We start from the raw sequence: 15,287 nt of genomic DNA, 5'->3' as shown, positions 1-15,287 counted from the left end.
GTATTTTTGCAAAAAATACCATTAAATGCCTCATTTTAACATTCATATACAACCCACGAATAACGAAAATATTGTAAAATTTGTGGCCGATTCCTTTTTAACTCAAGCTACTAGCTACGAATATAAGAACATTGATGAGGCCAAATCCAGCCCTATAGCCCAACAGCTTTTTCACCTTCCGTTCGTAAAGACCGTCTATATTTCTCAAAATTTTATCGCCATTGAAAAATACAATATTGTTAGCTGGAAAGATGTTGAAAATGAGGTAGCTACCGCCATTTCGGAGTATTTAAATGAAGGAAAGCCTGTGCTTATTGAAACAGAAACTACAAAAAAAATACCGGTGACTGTCTATGCCGAAAGTACTCCCAATCCTTCGGTTATGAAATTTGTGGCAAACAAACCTTTGGCGACAGGAACTTTTGAATTTAAGAACATAGATGAAGCTATTCACGCCCCGTTGGCAAAGGAATTATTTACTTTCCCATTTGTGAAGGAAGTGTTTATCAGCGCTAATTATGTGTCGGTGATGAAATATGAGGTTGCCGAATGGCAGGAAATTTCGATGGAAGTTCGAGAATTTATTCGAAAATACATTGAGAACGACAAGCCGATTTTGCTAGATGCTATGCTTCAGAAACAGGAAACCGCAATTAAAGGGAATTCCGAAGTAAAAAATAATGATACTGAATCCTATTCAGAAATCGACAAAGAAATTATTGCCATCCTCGATGAATATGTAAAACCTGCTGTAGCAAGTGACGGCGGACATATTGCGTTCGATTCGTTTGATGAAGAAACCAAGACAGTTCGTGTTATTCTACAGGGAGCGTGTAGCGGCTGTCCTTCCTCAACACTTACCTTAAAAAATGGCATAGAAACTATGCTCGCAGATATGCTTAACGGCCGCGTTACAACTGTAGAAGCCATAAACGGTTAAAATCCCAATACTATAGCAGGTTTTAACGTCGTTTTGAGAACTTTTATTTTTTAAAATTGTAACTTGAAATTCAAATTAAAAAATAAAACACATGTCTGTATTAAAAGTAATTGAAGTTTTGGCAAATTCTAATAAAAGCTGGGAGGATGCTACAAGAAATGCCGTAAAACACGCTGCGAAAAGTGTAAAAAATATTCGGTCTGTTTACGTAAATGAGCAAAGCGCTATGGTCAGTAATAACGACATTACAGAATTTAGAGTGAATGTGAAAATCACATTTGAAGTAAATTAATTAGATTAGTCTTTCCAATTTTACGATTTTACTACTACAAAAGCGTATTTTTACGCCTCTTAGTTTTAATGATGCGATTTTACCTATCTCTTAGCGCAGTATTCCTGCTCCTTTTTTCATGTACTACTTCTAAAAAAGAAATTTTGGAAACCCACGCCTATACCAACGAATTAATAAATGAAACTAGTCCGTATTTATTGCAACACGCGCACAATCCCGTGAATTGGCGTGCTTGGAATGAAGCAACCTTACAAAAGGCAAAGACTGAAAAAAAACTAATGATAGTGAGCATTGGTTATGCCGCGTGTCATTGGTGCCATGTGATGGAACATGAAAGTTTTGAAGATTCTACCGTGGCAGCGGTTATGAATGCAAAATTTGTTTCGGTAAAAGTCGATCGTGAAGAACGTCCGGATGTTGACCAAATCTACATAAATGCGGTCCAATTAATGACGGGTAGCGCCGGTTGGCCCTTAAATGTAATCACCTTACCCGATGGTCGTCCTGTTTGGGGTGGCACTTACTTTAAAAAGGATGAATGGATAAATGCCATTGAACGCATTCAGGAAATTTACGAAACTGAACCCGAAAAATTGGAGGAATACGCCAATAGGTTGGAAGAGGGAATTAAAAGCATGGATTTGATTAGTTTCAACACCAATGCGATGAATTTTAAAACCTATCCTACTGCCGATATTATAAGATCATGGGAAAAAACCTTCGATCATCAATTTGGAGGGTATAAGCGTGCTCCCAAATTTATGATGCCCAACAACTATCATTATTTACTGCGTTATGCGTTTCAGGAAAACGACAAAGAGCTTTTAGATTATGTACAGCTCACCCTCAATAAGATGGCGTATGGCGGAGTATATGACCAAATGGGTGGTGGATTTTCCCGGTACAGTGTCGATGAAAAATGGCATGTGCCACATTTTGAAAAAATGCTCTATGACAATGCACAAATGGTAAGCTTGTACAGCGATGCCTATTTGGCTACACAACAACCGTTGTATCAGGAAATTGTAATGGAAACATTGGACTTTATTGCACGGGAAATGACAAATGCTGAAGGTGCATTTTACTCTTCTTTGGATGCCGACAGCAAAACAGCAACCGGTAAACTGGAAGAAGGTGCTTATTATATTTATACCAAAGAGGAATTACAGCAATTGTTGGGTGAAGATTTCGAGCTTTTCAAAGACTATTATAACGTTAATAGCTTCGGAAAGTGGGAAAACAATCATTATGTGTTGATTCGCGATCAAAGTGATGCCGAATTTATTTCGGAAGCAGAAATTACGTCAGAACTGCTTCAGCAAAAAAAACAGCAATGGAAAAAAGTATTGTTAGCGTACCGAAACAAACGTGACAAACCGCGTCTTGACGATAAAACACTCACCTCGTGGAACGGACTAATGATAAAAGGGTATGTAGATGCGTACAAGGCATTTCAGCAAAAGGAATATTTGGATGCTGCATTAAAAAACGCAAAGTTTATCGCCGGTAAACAATTACAGAACAATGGCGCATTGTTTCACAATTATAAGGATGGAAAGAGCACTATCAACGGTTATTTAGAAGATTATGCCGCTGTAATTGAAGCCTATATTGCGCTTTATGAAGTGACGATGGATGAGCAGTGGATAATCAAAGCTAAAAAGATGACCGATTATACCTTCGATTACTTTTTTGATGAAGAAAAGCACATGTTCTATTTTACTTCTAAAGAGGATGCCAAATTGGTTACCCGAAACTTTGAATACCGTGACAATGTAATTCCGGCTTCCAATTCTATTATGGCTAAAAATCTCTTTAAGTTGTCGCATTTTTTCGACAATCCCCGTTATGGAGAGACAAGCAGGCAGATGCTTACCAATGTGCAGCCTGAAATGGAACAATATCCTTCGGGTTTTTCAAATTGGATGGATTTACTTTCTAATTATCAATCGAAATTTTTTGAAATCGTGGTTGTTGGAGGTAATGCTTCAGAAAAAATCAATGAAATCAATCAATACTATATTCCAAATAAATTAGTTGCGGGAAGCACCAAAGAAAGTGGTGATTATTTACTGGAAGGACGTTATGTTGAAGGAGAGACCTTTATTTATGTGTGTGTAAATAATACATGTAAACTTCCGGTGAAAGAAACGAAACAAGCAATTGAATCTATTAAAAATTTCTAATAACCATTATGGATAAATTTCAAGATATCGATATCTACATAGAAGAATACGGTCAAAAATTAATTGACTTTCTGCCCAACATCCTTGCGGCCATATTGCTGCTGGTTGTAGGAATGTGGATTATAAGAATGATAAATAAACTGGTGACACGCTTTTTTGATAAAAAGGAATTCGATGTTACCTTGGAAAAGTTTATTGCAAATCTTATAAAATGGGGGCTCAGAATTTTACTCTTCGTTTTAGTGATTACTCAATTGGGTGTAGAATCTGCTTCCCTGGTAGCGATTGTGGGTGCTGCAGGTCTTGCGATTGGTTTGGCCTTGCAAGGTTCTCTCGCTAATTTTGCCGGAGGGGTCTTAATTTTGCTCTTAAAACCCTTTAAAGTAGGGGATTTTATAAAAGCACAAGGCGTGGAAGGCAATGTAAAAGAAATAACCATTTTTCATACCCTGCTAACCACTTTTGGTAATCAGATTGCAATTCTTCCTAACGGGAAGCTTTCTAATGACAATATTATTAATTATACCAAGGAAGGAATTCGCCGTGAAGCAATTACATTGGGAATTAGTTATAATTGTGACATAAAACTCGCCAAGGAAATTTTGTTAAATTTAATTATGGAACAGGAACTAGTATTAAAATTGGATGATAAAATGCCGATGGTAGCTGTTTTGGAACTGGCGGATAGTTCGGTGAACCTTACTGTACGATATTGGACAAGAAATGAAGATTTCTGGAGTGTTAAGTTTTACACGCTGGAAGAAGGAAAGAGGCGTTTGGAAGAAGCAGGAATCGTGATTCCTTTCCCCCAAAGAGATGTTCATCATTACAATGTAATTGAAAATCAAAGAGAATAATTCCTAATAGAATTTTTGTAAATTATAGTCTCTAAAACAATTTATTATGAAAAAGACAATTTTAACGCTGGCAATTATCGCGATGAGTTTGCCAAATATCGCACAAACTGGTGGGGCTGCATATCAAATTGGTGTTCGCCAAATCGACTTGGACCAAAATAGAGAGTTTTTAAATCTTTCGGATGCCGAGTATAAAACAACTGAGGGTACTCCTTATGCCAATAAAGAATTTATTTTAGGAAATATTTTTCGCGGCGAAGAACTCGTCCAAAAAAATGTATTGCTTCGGTATAATATTTTTTCGGATGAGATTGAAATAAAAACTTCACCCGATGATGTGCAATACGGGGCTATAATTAAAAGTTCGAACATCATGGTAAAAATATTTAACGATACATACATTATGGTGCCTTTTGAAGGATCTGATGCAAAAGGAGGTTATTTTAAAGTTGTAAGCACCGGAAAGTATTTCGATTTATATAAAAAATCGACGGTAACCTATACGCCCCGAACATTCCCAAAGACAAGTTACGATCGAGAAAGACCTGCATCTTTTACACAAACAGATGCGTATTTCTTGGTTTCAAAGGATGGAAAATTTGTTGAAATGCCGGACAGTAAGTCTAAACTTCTTAAGGTAATGAAGAATAAAGAAGACGAAATTAAAGCCTTTATGAAAACCAATCGCACCAACTTTAAGACCGAAGAAGATTTAATAAAATTGGTAAAGTACTATAATAACTTACTATGAAGCGTTTGTAGGAACAAGCTACTTTTGGTAAATTTGGCTCTGTATAAAGACAACCAAATTAGTAAAACGTAAAAATAGTAAATCATGAAAAAATCTAGTTTAATTTTAGTGTTATTTAGTCTGGTTGGCGGAACTATACTTGCCCAATACAATCATACCCTGAACAGAGCGACCAGGGCGTTAGTAGAAAATGCCGAACGCTATAGCTCAGCTACTAATTATTTGCCGGACGACTATACCGGATCACCGTATACCAATGAAGCTTTTTTGCCGGGAGTAATTTATGAAAACAACGAGCCTATTGTAACAGATTATATGTTGCGCTTTAATGCTTTGGAAAATGAAATTGAAGTAAAGGAAAGTGCCGATGCAGCAGATAACGCTATAAAGGTACTTGCAAAATCTCCCGAGATTTATGTAAAAATTATGAACGATTTGTTTGTATACAATGCAAATGAATCGATCGAGGAACAATCGGGATATTTTCAGGTTTTAGTAGTTGGCAATAAATTTAACCTCTACAAAAAACACTATAAGAAATATTACCCACGCAAGGAGGCTCGAAATTCGTTCGAGAGAGATATTCTGGCTTCCTATAAAGACAGGCCCATCTATTTTATCGTTGACCAAGAAGGTTCTTTTTACGAAGTTTCAGATTCTAAAAATAAACGAGCCGAACTTTTCGACGATAAGAAAACCGAAATAAATAAGTTTATAAATCATAGTAAACTTGATCTTTCCGAAGAAAGTGATTTTATCAAGGTTTTTAAATATTTCGACTCATTTAAGGATGCCAGTCTATAAAATATAAGGCGTTACCATATCAAAAAAAGCGACTTTGTAGAGTCGCTTTTTTTGTTTCCTTAAATTAATCGTTATTGGTACGACTTTTGAAGAATTAAACCATATCCTTATACATGAGATATACTTTTATGTAATCTCGATAAACTTTTAAATTTTTACAAATGAAAAATATCACACTGCTCACATTGCTGCTTTTAACCTTTATAGGCAGTCAAGCTCAATATAACTACTACAATTATAAAACTCAGGAAAATAATGTAGGGGTTCAAATTGATAGGTATCAAGTTGGGACCGATATATTTTTACCGGATAGCACCAACGGAACTCCCTTTTACAACGACACATTTCTTCCCGGACAACTATATGAAAACAACGAAGTAGTTGCATCCAATCTTTTTTTCAGATTTAACGTGATGGAAGACGAAATTGAGGTGACACAAAAATTAACCGATGAAAATACCGCCATTCAAGTTTTAACAAAGGACCCTTCGCTTTACGTTAAAATAGACAAGCATTTAATAATTTATGATGTCGATTCTGAAGGTTACTTCCAGGTACTTGCTCCCGGAAATAATTTCAGTCTCTATAAAAAATTAAATAAAAAATACTATCCGCCAAGATTGCCCAGAAATTCTTTCGAAAAAGAGGTTTTGGCTACTTATAAGGATGATCACATTTACTATTTAGTCTCGAAAGACAATAAATTTGTAGAAATCCCTTCTACTGCCGGGAAAAGAACAAAATTCTTTGGCTCAAAAAAACCGGATATTACCAAGTTTATAAAGAGTAGCGACCTCGATATGAATGAAGAAGAGGATCTTATTAGAGTATTTAGGTATTTCGATTCCCTAAGCGGAAACTAACCTGCAATAAAATCTTTTAAATAATACGGTTCAAAATAAGCGACATTTTCAAAGTCGCTTATTTTGTATTTGTTCTCAGCAATCGCAGCAATTTCATTCGCCGAAGGCATACCATCTTCTATAAAAACTGCATTTTTATGATCACAAAGTGGAATGAACTTTTCGACGCCACTTCCAATAAAGCTAACTGTATTTTTCTCTAAAAATTCTGAAAAAGACGTTTCTAAAAGAATTTCGGCTGCTGTAGTTCTAATTTCTTTTCCCTCTGAAAACACGGCCGAATATACCTCCATCCGTCTGGCATCGATCAAAGGAATAACATAAGTTGTTTTCTCTCTTATCTGAAGCGCCAATAATTCAAGTGTCGGCACAGCTATTAGTGGCACATCTAAGGCAAAACAAAGCCCTTTTGCCGCTGAAACTCCAATACGAAGCCCGGTATAAGAACCCGGACCTTTGCTTACGGCAACAGCGTCGATAGCATCGTAAGAGACTTTTGCCTGCGAGAGTACTTTTTCAATAAAAGGATGCAATTTTTCGGCGTGAGAATAGGTAGTGGACCTATCCTCCTGTATAGCAATAACGCTTCCGTTTACCGAAAGTGCTACCGAACAATTTGTTGTTGCTGTTTCAAGGCATAATATTGTAGCCATGGTTATTCGTCGCTATCGCTTTTTTCTGTTTTAGCCGAAGCTACCTCGATCTTATCACCTGCTTTTAGTGTCTTGGTAACTGTATTATAAGGTCCGGTAATCACTACATCGTCTACAGATAAACCTGAAATGATTTCGATGTTAGCATCGTCCTGTATTCCTGTTTTTATGACCCGCAATTTTGCTTCGTCTCCGTTTTTTACAAAAACACATTCAAATTTCTCTGAAGATGCCATTGTTGTTTCCTTTGTAGTTGGCTTTTTTACGCTGCTGGTATCGGTTTTAATTACAATAGCGCTAATAGGAACTCCTATTACTTTTTCTTTCTTATTTGTGATAACATCTACTGTTGCAGTCATACCCGGACGGAAAGGTGAAAAATACTCCGGCTTTCCTTCCATTAAATCCTTGTATGAACTGGCCAGAATTCTAACCTTCACCTTAAAATTAGTTACCTGATCGACAGATAAAGCCGATTCTGCTGAATTTGCAATTTCGGTAACAACACCTTTAAATTCACGCTTCAAATAGGCATCAACTTCAACAATTGTTGAATCTCCCAAATTTACCTTCACAATATCATTTTCGTTCACATCTACCTCCACTTCCATATTATCCAGGTTGGCAACACGAACAATTTCGGTACCCGCCATTTGTGCGGTTCCAACAACACGCTCCCCCAATTCTACCGAAAGTTTCGAAATAGTTCCGTCCATAGGTGCATAAATAGAGGTGCGTTGTAGGTTATCCTGAGATTGTTTCACGTTGGCCGATGCACTCTGTACGTTGTAATAAACAGACTGCTTGTTGGCTTGCGCCATTTCATAATCGGTTACAGAACGCTCCCAATCCGATTTCGAGATTACTCCCTTTTCAAAAAGTGCCTTGTTTCGGTTATAGTTTAACTCGGCGTTGCGTAAACTTGCCTCCGCCTGTGCCAATTGAGCACGTACATTTTGCAATCCTGCTTGCGACTGACTTAAAGCCGACTGTATAAGATCCGGGTTTATTTTTACCAATAAATCTCCTTTTTTAACCTGTTGTCCTTCCTTTATAGGAAGCTCGATGATTTCTCCGGACACTTCCGAAGATAACATTACTTCCACCTCCGGCTGAATTTTTCCTGTGGCTGCAACTGTTTCAACTATGTCGATGAGTTCAATTTTAGTTATCTCAACTTCTTTATAATTACCGGTCTTTCCAAACCAACCGGCCTTTTTACCAACAAGAAGTAAAATAATAAGCAGTAAAATTAAACCACCAATAATTAAAAGTTTTTTTCTATTCATAACTAAAATTTGAGTTCGGTTGCGGGTACTCCAAAGTACAATTCTAACACCTTGAGTTTAAAAATATAGTCGTATTTCGCTCGATTCACTTCAATTTGAGTGTTGTCGTAACGCAGTTTCGACTGACTGAAATCGAAAGCATTGGTCAAACCAACATCGTAACGATCTTTTGCATACTGATAGGCCAATTCTTGAGATTCTAAGGCGGCTTGCGCTGCTTCATACGATTTGTAAGAACCTTTTACATCCACATAAGCCTGATAGACGTTCGATTCTAAATCTAACTTAGCCTGCTCTAACTGGTATTGATTTCGGAGAAGACCCACTTTACTTCGTTGCACATTGTTTCGCACACTCAGTCCGTTGAGAATTGGTACATTCAAGCTTAATCCGTAATTTATCCCGTCGTTTAAATACAATTGATCTATAAAATCCAATGGATCAGCATCGGCGTATCGTGTATCGTAGCCAAAAAAGGCCGAAAGTGTAGGATAGTACGCTCCACGAGCAAGCTGAACCTCCTTCTCGGCGAGTTCTACATTCTTTTCGGCAATTTTTACTTCAGATCGGTTTTCTTTGGCTTCGGAAATGATTTCTGAAACATTTTTTGATGAAATACCCTCGTCAATAATTGTAAATTCCTCATCGGCGATGTCGAAATTTGCGTAGTCCTGAATCAATAACAATTGTGCCAAGCCTATTTTTGAAATAATAAGGGCGTTTTCGGCAATCGCTATTTGTTGCAATTCACTCGCATTGGAAGCTTTGATTTCCAATAAATCTCCACGTGGTAAAACTCCGGCGTCAACCAATTGATTGGTTCTCTCGATTTGCTCAAGAGTTACTTTATTTTGAGCTGCAATAACTTTCAGATTTTCTTTGTTCAATAGAATTTGAAGATAGCCATTGGCAACAAACAAGGTAATATCGTCCTCCATTTTGGACATTCGATACTGACTAGCCAATTTAGAAATCTCTGCTCTTTGTACCTGTCTGAAATTATTTAAACCGTTAAAAATTGTGTAGCGAGCATTGATTCCACCCGAAACTGAAAAAAGCGTAGTTGTTTCGGCATTTCCCGTAACAGGATTAAAACTCAAACCTGTATTTTTGGAAGTACTTGCATTAGCATTCAAAGTTGGCAGGAAGTTGCCGTTGGCATCGCGCTTATCGATATCGGCCAACTCCATATCCAAAGCACTTTGTTTGATAGATATATTGTTTTCGAGTGCGTGCTGAACGCATTCTTTAAGGGTCCACTTTTTACTTTGAGCAGTGATTGTAAATCCTACAAAAAAGAGAAAAAGCAAAGCTGCTATTTTATTCATACGGTTGGTAATTGCTAATTTGTCTTGAGATTAGCCAATGTGTTACAAAGTTGCTAAAAAAATCTCGTTAAGTACAGCAGAATAGCTTTGTTTTACTTCTTAGACTTTTGCCGATTTCTATAAATTGCATATCCTATCCCGCCAATTAACAGGTATGGGAAAATCATTAAGTACATAATACCGTTATTTATACCCTTGGCTGCCTGTCCGCCTTCTTCACTTTCAAGGACGGCACGACACATGGCGCATTGGGCTTCGACCGGAAGGCAAAGCCACAACAAGGTAATAAGTATAAAAATACTCCTTAGCTTCATGACTAATTAATAATAGGGTGCAATCATTAGATATACCAGCACCCCGGTGATGGCAACATACAGCCAAAGAGGAAACGTAATTCTGGCGATCTTTTTATGTTTGTAAAAATTGCCCGAAATCGCTCTCACATAGGTAACTAACACAAATGGAATAACAACAATAGAGAGCAATATATGTGTTAATAAGATAAAATAATAAACGTATTTGATGATACCCTCCCCTCCAAATTTGGTTGCATCGGAGGTCATGTGGTAGGCGATGTACATGAGCAGAAAAAGGACCGAAAGCACAATACAGGTTTTCATTAATCGTTCGTGCAGAATTCTATTTCCCTTTTTAATCTGAATGACTGCCGCAATCAATAAAATTGCCGTAAGTGCGTTGATAGAGGCGTAAATAGGCGGTAGAAAACCAAGCCGTTCCACTCCGGGAATACGAATGGTAAACAATACCGCTACAGCAACAGGAATTACGATAGAAAGTATCCAAATCCATACAGTATACTTTTTTGTGGAAACTTCTGAATTATTTTCTGACATGATTACAGCAGTTTTTTGATGTCTTCAATAAGCATTTGAATACCTTCGGCTTCCAAACCGTCGTAATAGATTACCGGATTGTCATTCTCGTCGATACGAGATCGAATATTCCCTTCCTGATCTATTAAGGCAAAAAAACCGGAATGTTCAAAGCCACCTTCTGTCTCGGCGGCCTCGCCCACATATAAATTAAAACCTGAGTTTGCCAGCTGGAAGATTTTGTCTTTTTCACCGGTGAGCAAATTCCAATGCGGATTGGTTATCCCGTAACTTTCAGCGTAATCCTTCAACACTTTTGGGGTATCGTGTTCGGGATCGATACTAAAGGAAGCAATTCCAAGCTTAGGATTCCCGTAAAATTCGTTTTGAATTTTGACCATATTTCGGTTCATGATGGGGCAAATGGAAGGACAGGTGGTAAAGAAAAATTCGGCTATATATACCTTTCCTTCATAAGTGGCATTGGTAATTGTCTTTCCATCCTGATTTGTAAAACTGAAATCGGGTACCCTACCAATAGTCACCAGATCGGGTTCAGAAAAATGGTCTACAATTTTTGGGACAGCCCATATCCCGAATAATAGAATGATAAAAGAGATTCCGATGTACGAATAGTTTTTCATCTCCAAAAATTTAAATTTCCCTATCTGCCTTATACTTTTTGAGCTCCAATCGATATTCGGCAAGGATTACTTTAATATCGTCACTCATTTTGTTGTTAATTTCGGCTACATCCCGCGCATCAAAACCGTATAACAGCCCAACATCCTCGTCGTCATCTCGCCCGCGAAGATTTCTGTCTTTGTCTATGATAAACACAAAAGGTGTGCTAAAATCGGTTTCCAAAGCAATATCACTTTGCAACGAATTAAACACCTCCTGAATCGCTTCGGAAGTCCCGAAAACAAACTTCCATTTTGCGGTATCGGTAATATCGTCGAGTGTTTGCTTCAGTTTTACTATTTCGTCTTGTGTTCCGTCTTCCATTAAGAAAACAAACTGGAAATCGGAAAAACCGTGATTCTTTTTATAGATTTTATGTGTAAGATTGAAAGCGTTAGCGTGTTTGGATGCTACTTCATTTCCGAAGAAACCAAGCACTGTAATTTTATCATCCAACAAAACTGTGTTGCCGTTTAAGTCTTTAAACTGATTGAGATTGGAAATGGAATGTGTGAGTATTGGCAGTTTGGCAAAATTATTAACTCCCGAAGCAAAGAAGATATACACCGTAATGGGCAGTAGGAACAATATGCCAAGCACTAAGTATTTCTTCATTTTAATTGTTTTGAACTATTTTGCAAAAGTACATTCTAAAACGGGCTTGAGCAACCTTTGAAGGTTAATTTTAACGGTATAAACAATAAAAAAGCCCCGTTTTCACAGGGCTTATTTTTATAGTATTTAAGAAGTGATTAAAAATCGAATTTTACAAATCCGCTTTTATAGATATCAAAAATATAGTCTCCTTCTATGAGTAAAATCAACACCAAATAACAAATAAGGAAAATCGCCGTCCAGACCACCGATCGTCGTAAGGATTTCTTTTCGTCACGCATGTGCATGAAATCCCAGGTAATGTAATATGCTTTTACCAGTGTAAGAATAATGAATATCCAGTTTAGGTATTTCATTGCCAAAAACCTATTATCGATTAATACCTCCGGCTTTATAATACCCAGGGCTACTTCAATAATGGTAACAATAGAAAGGAATGTAAAAACTCCCCAAATTTTGGCTTCGTTCGACTTAAACTTAATAAGTCCTCTGAAAATTTCTAATTTATGATCGTGTGCCATTTTTTAATTATTATGCAACTTAAACAAGGTAAAAGAAGGTAAATACAAATACCCAAACCAAATCTACAAAGTGCCAGTACAACCCGACTTTTTCAACCATTTCGTAACTTCCTCTTCGCTCATAGGTTCCAATAATTACATTAAAGAAGATGATGATATTAAAAATTACTCCCGAGAATACGTGGAATCCGTGAAATCCTGTAATAAAGAAAAAGAAGTCGGCGAACAAAGGGGTCCCATATTCGTTATGTTTCAGATTAGCACCTTCAACCACGAGCTTTCCATCATTCACTACTTTGTCGATAGACTCGGCTCTGGAAAGCACAGTAGGTTCTCCGTGTTCATCGAGGTATTGTGTGCGCACCAACAAATCTTCGTTGGCTAAAAATCCGGCTTTTACCTCTTCGAATGTATAGGTTGTCTGAGTTTCCTCAGAAAGAAACCAAACACCGTTTCCTTCAACATGCGTTTCGTGTGTAGAGGGTAAATCGATGGCAAAGTCTGCAATGGCAACACGTTTGCCATCAGTATTTAAAAACTGAACGATCTTACCTCCTTTGGTCTCAATAGCACCATAATCTCCTTTGATAAAGGTGGCCCATTCCCAGGCTTGTGAACCCACGAATATTGCACCACCAATAATGGTAAAGAACAGGTAGATGATTACTTTGTTCTTTTGCATTTTGTGACCTGCATCTACAGCAAGTACCATGGTTACAGAAGAGAAAATAAGGATAAAAGTCATGAATGCCACATAGTACATAGGTGCATCTACACCATGTAAAAACGGAAAGTGAGTAAACACTTGATCGGCTATTGGCCAGGCATCAATAAATTTAAATCGTGAAAAGCCATATGAGGCTAAGAATCCCGAAAACGTTAAGGCATCTGAAACGATGAAAAACCACATCATCATTTTCCCGTAGCTGGCGTTTAATGGTTGGTTTCCACCACCCCAGGTTTTTCCTTCGGTACCTGTTTTAGCAACAGTAGCTTCCATACAAAGAATTTGGTTTTAATAAAGCACAAAAATAGGTATTATTTTTATCTAACGAAACATCAAAGTTTAATTTATCGAAATCAGATTAAAATATGCTTTGTTGTTGCAAGTTGTGCTCCCAAAAAAAGGAGCAATTATCTCACAAAATAGAAAAATAAAAACAGATAAATCCACAGAATATCAACGAAATGCCAAAAAGTGGCAGCAAGTTCTATTCCAAGAGTTTTACCTTTAGTATACTTTAGTTTATAATGATTATAAATTACAACTAATAGCGATAGCAACCCCACACTAATATGTGCCAAGTGCATAATTACAACCAGATATATAAAGGAAGTGGTAATAGAACTTTCGCTTCCCGTAAAATAATACCCGTTCGCAATAATTTGTGAAAATCCCAAAAATTGAAGCCATACAAAAATGCCTCCTAAAAGAAAGGTAGCAACGAGCAGTAACATCCCAGTTCGATTTTTCTCCTTTTGCACTGTAATCTTAGCAAAATGCACAGTAATACTACTTAAAACTATTACTGCTAAACTGATATAAAACGCTTGGGGAATTTCAAAATCGGTCAACCAATCGGGGCGCTCCTTACTTACCACGTAAGCACTTGTAAGTCCTGCAAAGCTCATGGACAAACTAATGATACCAAACCACAGCATCATTTTTTTAGCACGGTATATTTTTTCTTCTTCGGGTCTTTCGGTGTCCTTCATTATCTTATAAATTTATCCACTACATAAATCACTTGCAGCAATGTAATGTAACTCACGCTTGCCAACATGAGTTGCTTTGCGATTTTTTCGGTTTTTTCTTTATACAATCGAACAGCATAATAGATAAGTCCAATCCCCAAGATTGCTATTAGTACTGCTGAAACAGGGGTAATATATAGTTTTCCAGTGACTCCCATTGCAGGCATTAAAGAAGCCAAAACCGTCCAAACCGAGTATAAAACCACCTGAATGGCAGTTCCTTTATCTCGCTTTCCATTGGGAAGCATATAAAAACCTCCTTTTTTATAGTCATCGTATAAGAACCATCCAATAGCCCAAAAGTGTGGGAATTGCCAGAAAAATTGAATCATAAACAAGGTGCCTGGCTCTATGCCAAAATCGTTGGTAGCGGCTACCCACCCCAACATAAATGGAATGGCTCCGGGAAAGGCACCAACAAATACCGCAAGGGGAGTCTTTGTTTTTAACGGCGTGTATAAACTCACATACATAAAGATAGAAATTGCCCCAAACATGGCGGTCTGCGGATTTATACTATAAAGTACCGCAATCCCCACAATAGTTAAGACACTGGCAAGAATAAACGCATGAGGTACGCTCATTCTTCCGGCCGGAATAGGTCGGTTTTTGGTACGATCCATCAAGGCATCCAAATCGCGTTCAATAATTTGGTTGTATACATTAGAAGCTCCTACCATGCAATATCCTCCCACGCATAGCAGAAATAATATATAAAAGTCTATAAATTCAGCCCCTAAAAGATATCCGGCAACAGATGAAAACACAACACTTACAGACAAGCGCACTTTTGTAATCTCGGTAAAATTCCTGACAATGGAGTGCGGAATGGATTGCGATTGTGTTACAGACAAACTCTTTTCGTTTTAAGGCAACACCTTCCAAAAAATATTTGGGTGTATGCGGGTGCAAAGAT

At 37.4% G+C, this 15,287-nt stretch carries 18 protein-coding genes; 7 read left to right on the top strand and 11 right to left on the bottom strand.

Annotated features, from left to right (window positions below):
- Positions 1 to 25: 25 nt before the first annotated feature.
- The 7 genes from ATE92_RS07050 (at position 26) to ATE92_RS07020 (ending at position 6,693) form a co-directional block, all read left to right on the top strand.
- The gene (locus ATE92_RS07050; protein ID WP_100803031.1) at positions 26 to 940 is read left to right on the top strand and encodes a NifU family protein; all 915 of its coding nucleotides are present in this window, start codon (positions 26 to 28) and stop codon (positions 938 to 940) included.
- A gap of 91 nt (positions 941 to 1,031) precedes the next feature.
- On the top strand, positions 1,032 to 1,232 hold the full coding sequence (locus ATE92_RS07045) for a dodecin family protein (RefSeq protein ID WP_100803030.1): 201 nt from the start codon (positions 1,032 to 1,034) through the stop codon (positions 1,230 to 1,232).
- Between the two features lie 68 nt (positions 1,233 to 1,300).
- Complete coding sequence (locus tag ATE92_RS07040; protein ID WP_369819697.1) at positions 1,301 to 3,418, top strand: thioredoxin domain-containing protein; 2,118 nt, start codon at positions 1,301 to 1,303, stop codon at positions 3,416 to 3,418.
- A gap of 8 nt (positions 3,419 to 3,426) precedes the next feature.
- A complete protein-coding gene (locus ATE92_RS07035) occupies positions 3,427 to 4,275 on the top strand; it encodes a mechanosensitive ion channel family protein (protein ID WP_100803028.1) in 849 nt (282 codons plus the stop codon).
- A gap of 46 nt (positions 4,276 to 4,321) precedes the next feature.
- Positions 4,322 to 5,026 carry a hypothetical protein gene (locus ATE92_RS07030; RefSeq protein WP_100803027.1) on the top strand — a complete coding sequence of 235 codons (705 nt, stop codon included), beginning with the start codon at positions 4,322 to 4,324 and terminating at the stop codon, positions 5,024 to 5,026.
- Positions 5,027 to 5,110: 84 nt separating this feature from the next.
- Positions 5,111 to 5,830, top strand: coding sequence for a hypothetical protein (locus ATE92_RS07025; protein WP_100803026.1), 720 nt, complete (start codon positions 5,111 to 5,113; stop codon positions 5,828 to 5,830).
- Positions 5,831 to 5,991: 161 nt separating this feature from the next.
- Entirely contained in the window at positions 5,992 to 6,693 is a 702-nt protein-coding gene (locus tag ATE92_RS07020; RefSeq protein ID WP_100803025.1) for a hypothetical protein, read from the top strand.
- Here ATE92_RS07020 and tsaB read toward each other — a convergent pair.
- The 11 genes from tsaB to cyoE form a co-directional block, all read right to left on the bottom strand.
- A complete protein-coding gene (gene tsaB / locus ATE92_RS07015; RefSeq protein WP_100803024.1) occupies positions 6,690 to 7,346 on the bottom strand; it encodes a tRNA (adenosine(37)-N6)-threonylcarbamoyltransferase complex dimerization subunit type 1 TsaB in 657 nt (218 codons plus the stop codon). The genes ATE92_RS07020 and tsaB overlap by 4 nt on opposite strands.
- A gap of 2 nt (positions 7,347 to 7,348) precedes the next feature.
- A complete protein-coding gene (locus ATE92_RS07010) occupies positions 7,349 to 8,635 on the bottom strand; it encodes an efflux RND transporter periplasmic adaptor subunit (RefSeq protein ID WP_100803023.1) in 1,287 nt (428 codons plus the stop codon).
- Between the two features lie 2 nt (positions 8,636 to 8,637).
- Positions 8,638 to 9,963: a TolC family protein gene (locus tag ATE92_RS07005; RefSeq protein ID WP_100803022.1), complete on the bottom strand. Its 1,326-nt coding sequence runs from the start codon at positions 9,961 to 9,963 to the stop codon at positions 8,638 to 8,640.
- Positions 9,964 to 10,055: 92 nt separating this feature from the next.
- Positions 10,056 to 10,277: a hypothetical protein gene (locus tag ATE92_RS07000; protein ID WP_100803021.1), complete on the bottom strand. Its 222-nt coding sequence runs from the start codon at positions 10,275 to 10,277 to the stop codon at positions 10,056 to 10,058.
- A gap of 6 nt (positions 10,278 to 10,283) precedes the next feature.
- Positions 10,284 to 10,817, bottom strand: coding sequence for a DUF420 domain-containing protein (locus tag ATE92_RS06995; RefSeq protein ID WP_100803020.1), 534 nt, complete (start codon positions 10,815 to 10,817; stop codon positions 10,284 to 10,286).
- A gap of 2 nt (positions 10,818 to 10,819) precedes the next feature.
- A complete protein-coding gene (locus ATE92_RS06990) occupies positions 10,820 to 11,440 on the bottom strand; it encodes an SCO family protein (protein WP_100803019.1) in 621 nt (206 codons plus the stop codon).
- Positions 11,441 to 11,450: 10 nt separating this feature from the next.
- Positions 11,451 to 12,095 (bottom strand): hypothetical protein, encoded by a 645-nt coding sequence (locus tag ATE92_RS06985; RefSeq protein ID WP_100803018.1) that lies wholly within the window; start codon positions 12,093 to 12,095, stop codon positions 11,451 to 11,453.
- Positions 12,096 to 12,232: 137 nt separating this feature from the next.
- A complete protein-coding gene (locus ATE92_RS06980) occupies positions 12,233 to 12,616 on the bottom strand; it encodes a cytochrome C oxidase subunit IV family protein (protein WP_100803017.1) in 384 nt (127 codons plus the stop codon).
- A 19-nt stretch (positions 12,617 to 12,635) separates the two neighbouring features.
- Positions 12,636 to 13,616: a cytochrome c oxidase subunit 3 gene (locus ATE92_RS06975; RefSeq protein WP_100803016.1), complete on the bottom strand. Its 981-nt coding sequence runs from the start codon at positions 13,614 to 13,616 to the stop codon at positions 12,636 to 12,638.
- Positions 13,617 to 13,750: 134 nt separating this feature from the next.
- Positions 13,751 to 14,332 carry a cytochrome c oxidase subunit 3 gene (locus ATE92_RS06970; RefSeq protein ID WP_100803015.1) on the bottom strand — a complete coding sequence of 194 codons (582 nt, stop codon included), beginning with the start codon at positions 14,330 to 14,332 and terminating at the stop codon, positions 13,751 to 13,753.
- On the bottom strand, positions 14,332 to 15,225 hold the full coding sequence (gene cyoE / locus ATE92_RS06965) for a heme o synthase (protein WP_100803014.1): 894 nt from the start codon (positions 15,223 to 15,225) through the stop codon (positions 14,332 to 14,334). Before cyoE ends, ATE92_RS06970 begins: the two co-directional genes overlap by 1 nt.
- Positions 15,226 to 15,287 lie beyond the last annotated feature (62 nt).

The organism is Ulvibacter sp. MAR_2010_11 (assembly GCF_002813135.1).
Lineage (GTDB): Bacteria > Bacteroidota > Bacteroidia > Flavobacteriales > Flavobacteriaceae > Altibacter.
This window is presented reverse-complemented; position numbering and strand designations above follow the sequence as displayed.

Excerpts from the sequence above, each read along its gene's own strand:
- ATE92_RS07020 (WP_100803025.1), top strand. The coding sequence starts at position 5,992 with ATGAAAAATATCACACTGCTCACATTGCTGCTTTTAACCTTTATAGGC.
- ATE92_RS06975 (WP_100803016.1), bottom strand. The coding sequence starts at position 13,616 with ATGGAAGCTACTGTTGCTAAAACAGGTACCGAAGGAAAAACCTGGGGT.
- ATE92_RS07000 (WP_100803021.1), bottom strand. The coding sequence starts at position 10,277 with ATGAAGCTAAGGAGTATTTTTATACTTATTACCTTGTTGTGGCTTTGC.
- ATE92_RS07035 (WP_100803028.1), top strand. The coding sequence starts at position 3,427 with ATGGATAAATTTCAAGATATCGATATCTACATAGAAGAATACGGTCAA.
- ATE92_RS07040 (WP_369819697.1), top strand. The coding sequence starts at position 1,301 with ATGATGCGATTTTACCTATCTCTTAGCGCAGTATTCCTGCTCCTTTTT.
- ATE92_RS07025 (WP_100803026.1), top strand. The coding sequence starts at position 5,111 with ATGAAAAAATCTAGTTTAATTTTAGTGTTATTTAGTCTGGTTGGCGGA.
- ATE92_RS06980 (WP_100803017.1), bottom strand. The coding sequence starts at position 12,616 with ATGGCACACGATCATAAATTAGAAATTTTCAGAGGACTTATTAAGTTT.
- ATE92_RS06970 (WP_100803015.1), bottom strand. The coding sequence starts at position 14,332 with ATGAAGGACACCGAAAGACCCGAAGAAGAAAAAATATACCGTGCTAAA.
- ATE92_RS06985 (WP_100803018.1), bottom strand. The coding sequence starts at position 12,095 with ATGAAGAAATACTTAGTGCTTGGCATATTGTTCCTACTGCCCATTACG.
- tsaB (WP_100803024.1), bottom strand. The coding sequence starts at position 7,346 with ATGGCTACAATATTATGCCTTGAAACAGCAACAACAAATTGTTCGGTA.
- ATE92_RS06995 (WP_100803020.1), bottom strand. The coding sequence starts at position 10,817 with ATGTCAGAAAATAATTCAGAAGTTTCCACAAAAAAGTATACTGTATGG.
- ATE92_RS06990 (WP_100803019.1), bottom strand. The coding sequence starts at position 11,440 with ATGAAAAACTATTCGTACATCGGAATCTCTTTTATCATTCTATTATTC.
- ATE92_RS07045 (WP_100803030.1), top strand. The coding sequence starts at position 1,032 with ATGTCTGTATTAAAAGTAATTGAAGTTTTGGCAAATTCTAATAAAAGC.
- ATE92_RS07010 (WP_100803023.1), bottom strand. The coding sequence starts at position 8,635 with ATGAATAGAAAAAAACTTTTAATTATTGGTGGTTTAATTTTACTGCTT.
- ATE92_RS07030 (WP_100803027.1), top strand. The coding sequence starts at position 4,322 with ATGAAAAAGACAATTTTAACGCTGGCAATTATCGCGATGAGTTTGCCA.
- ATE92_RS07005 (WP_100803022.1), bottom strand. The coding sequence starts at position 9,963 with ATGAATAAAATAGCAGCTTTGCTTTTTCTCTTTTTTGTAGGATTTACA.
- ATE92_RS07050 (WP_100803031.1), top strand. The coding sequence starts at position 26 with ATGCCTCATTTTAACATTCATATACAACCCACGAATAACGAAAATATT.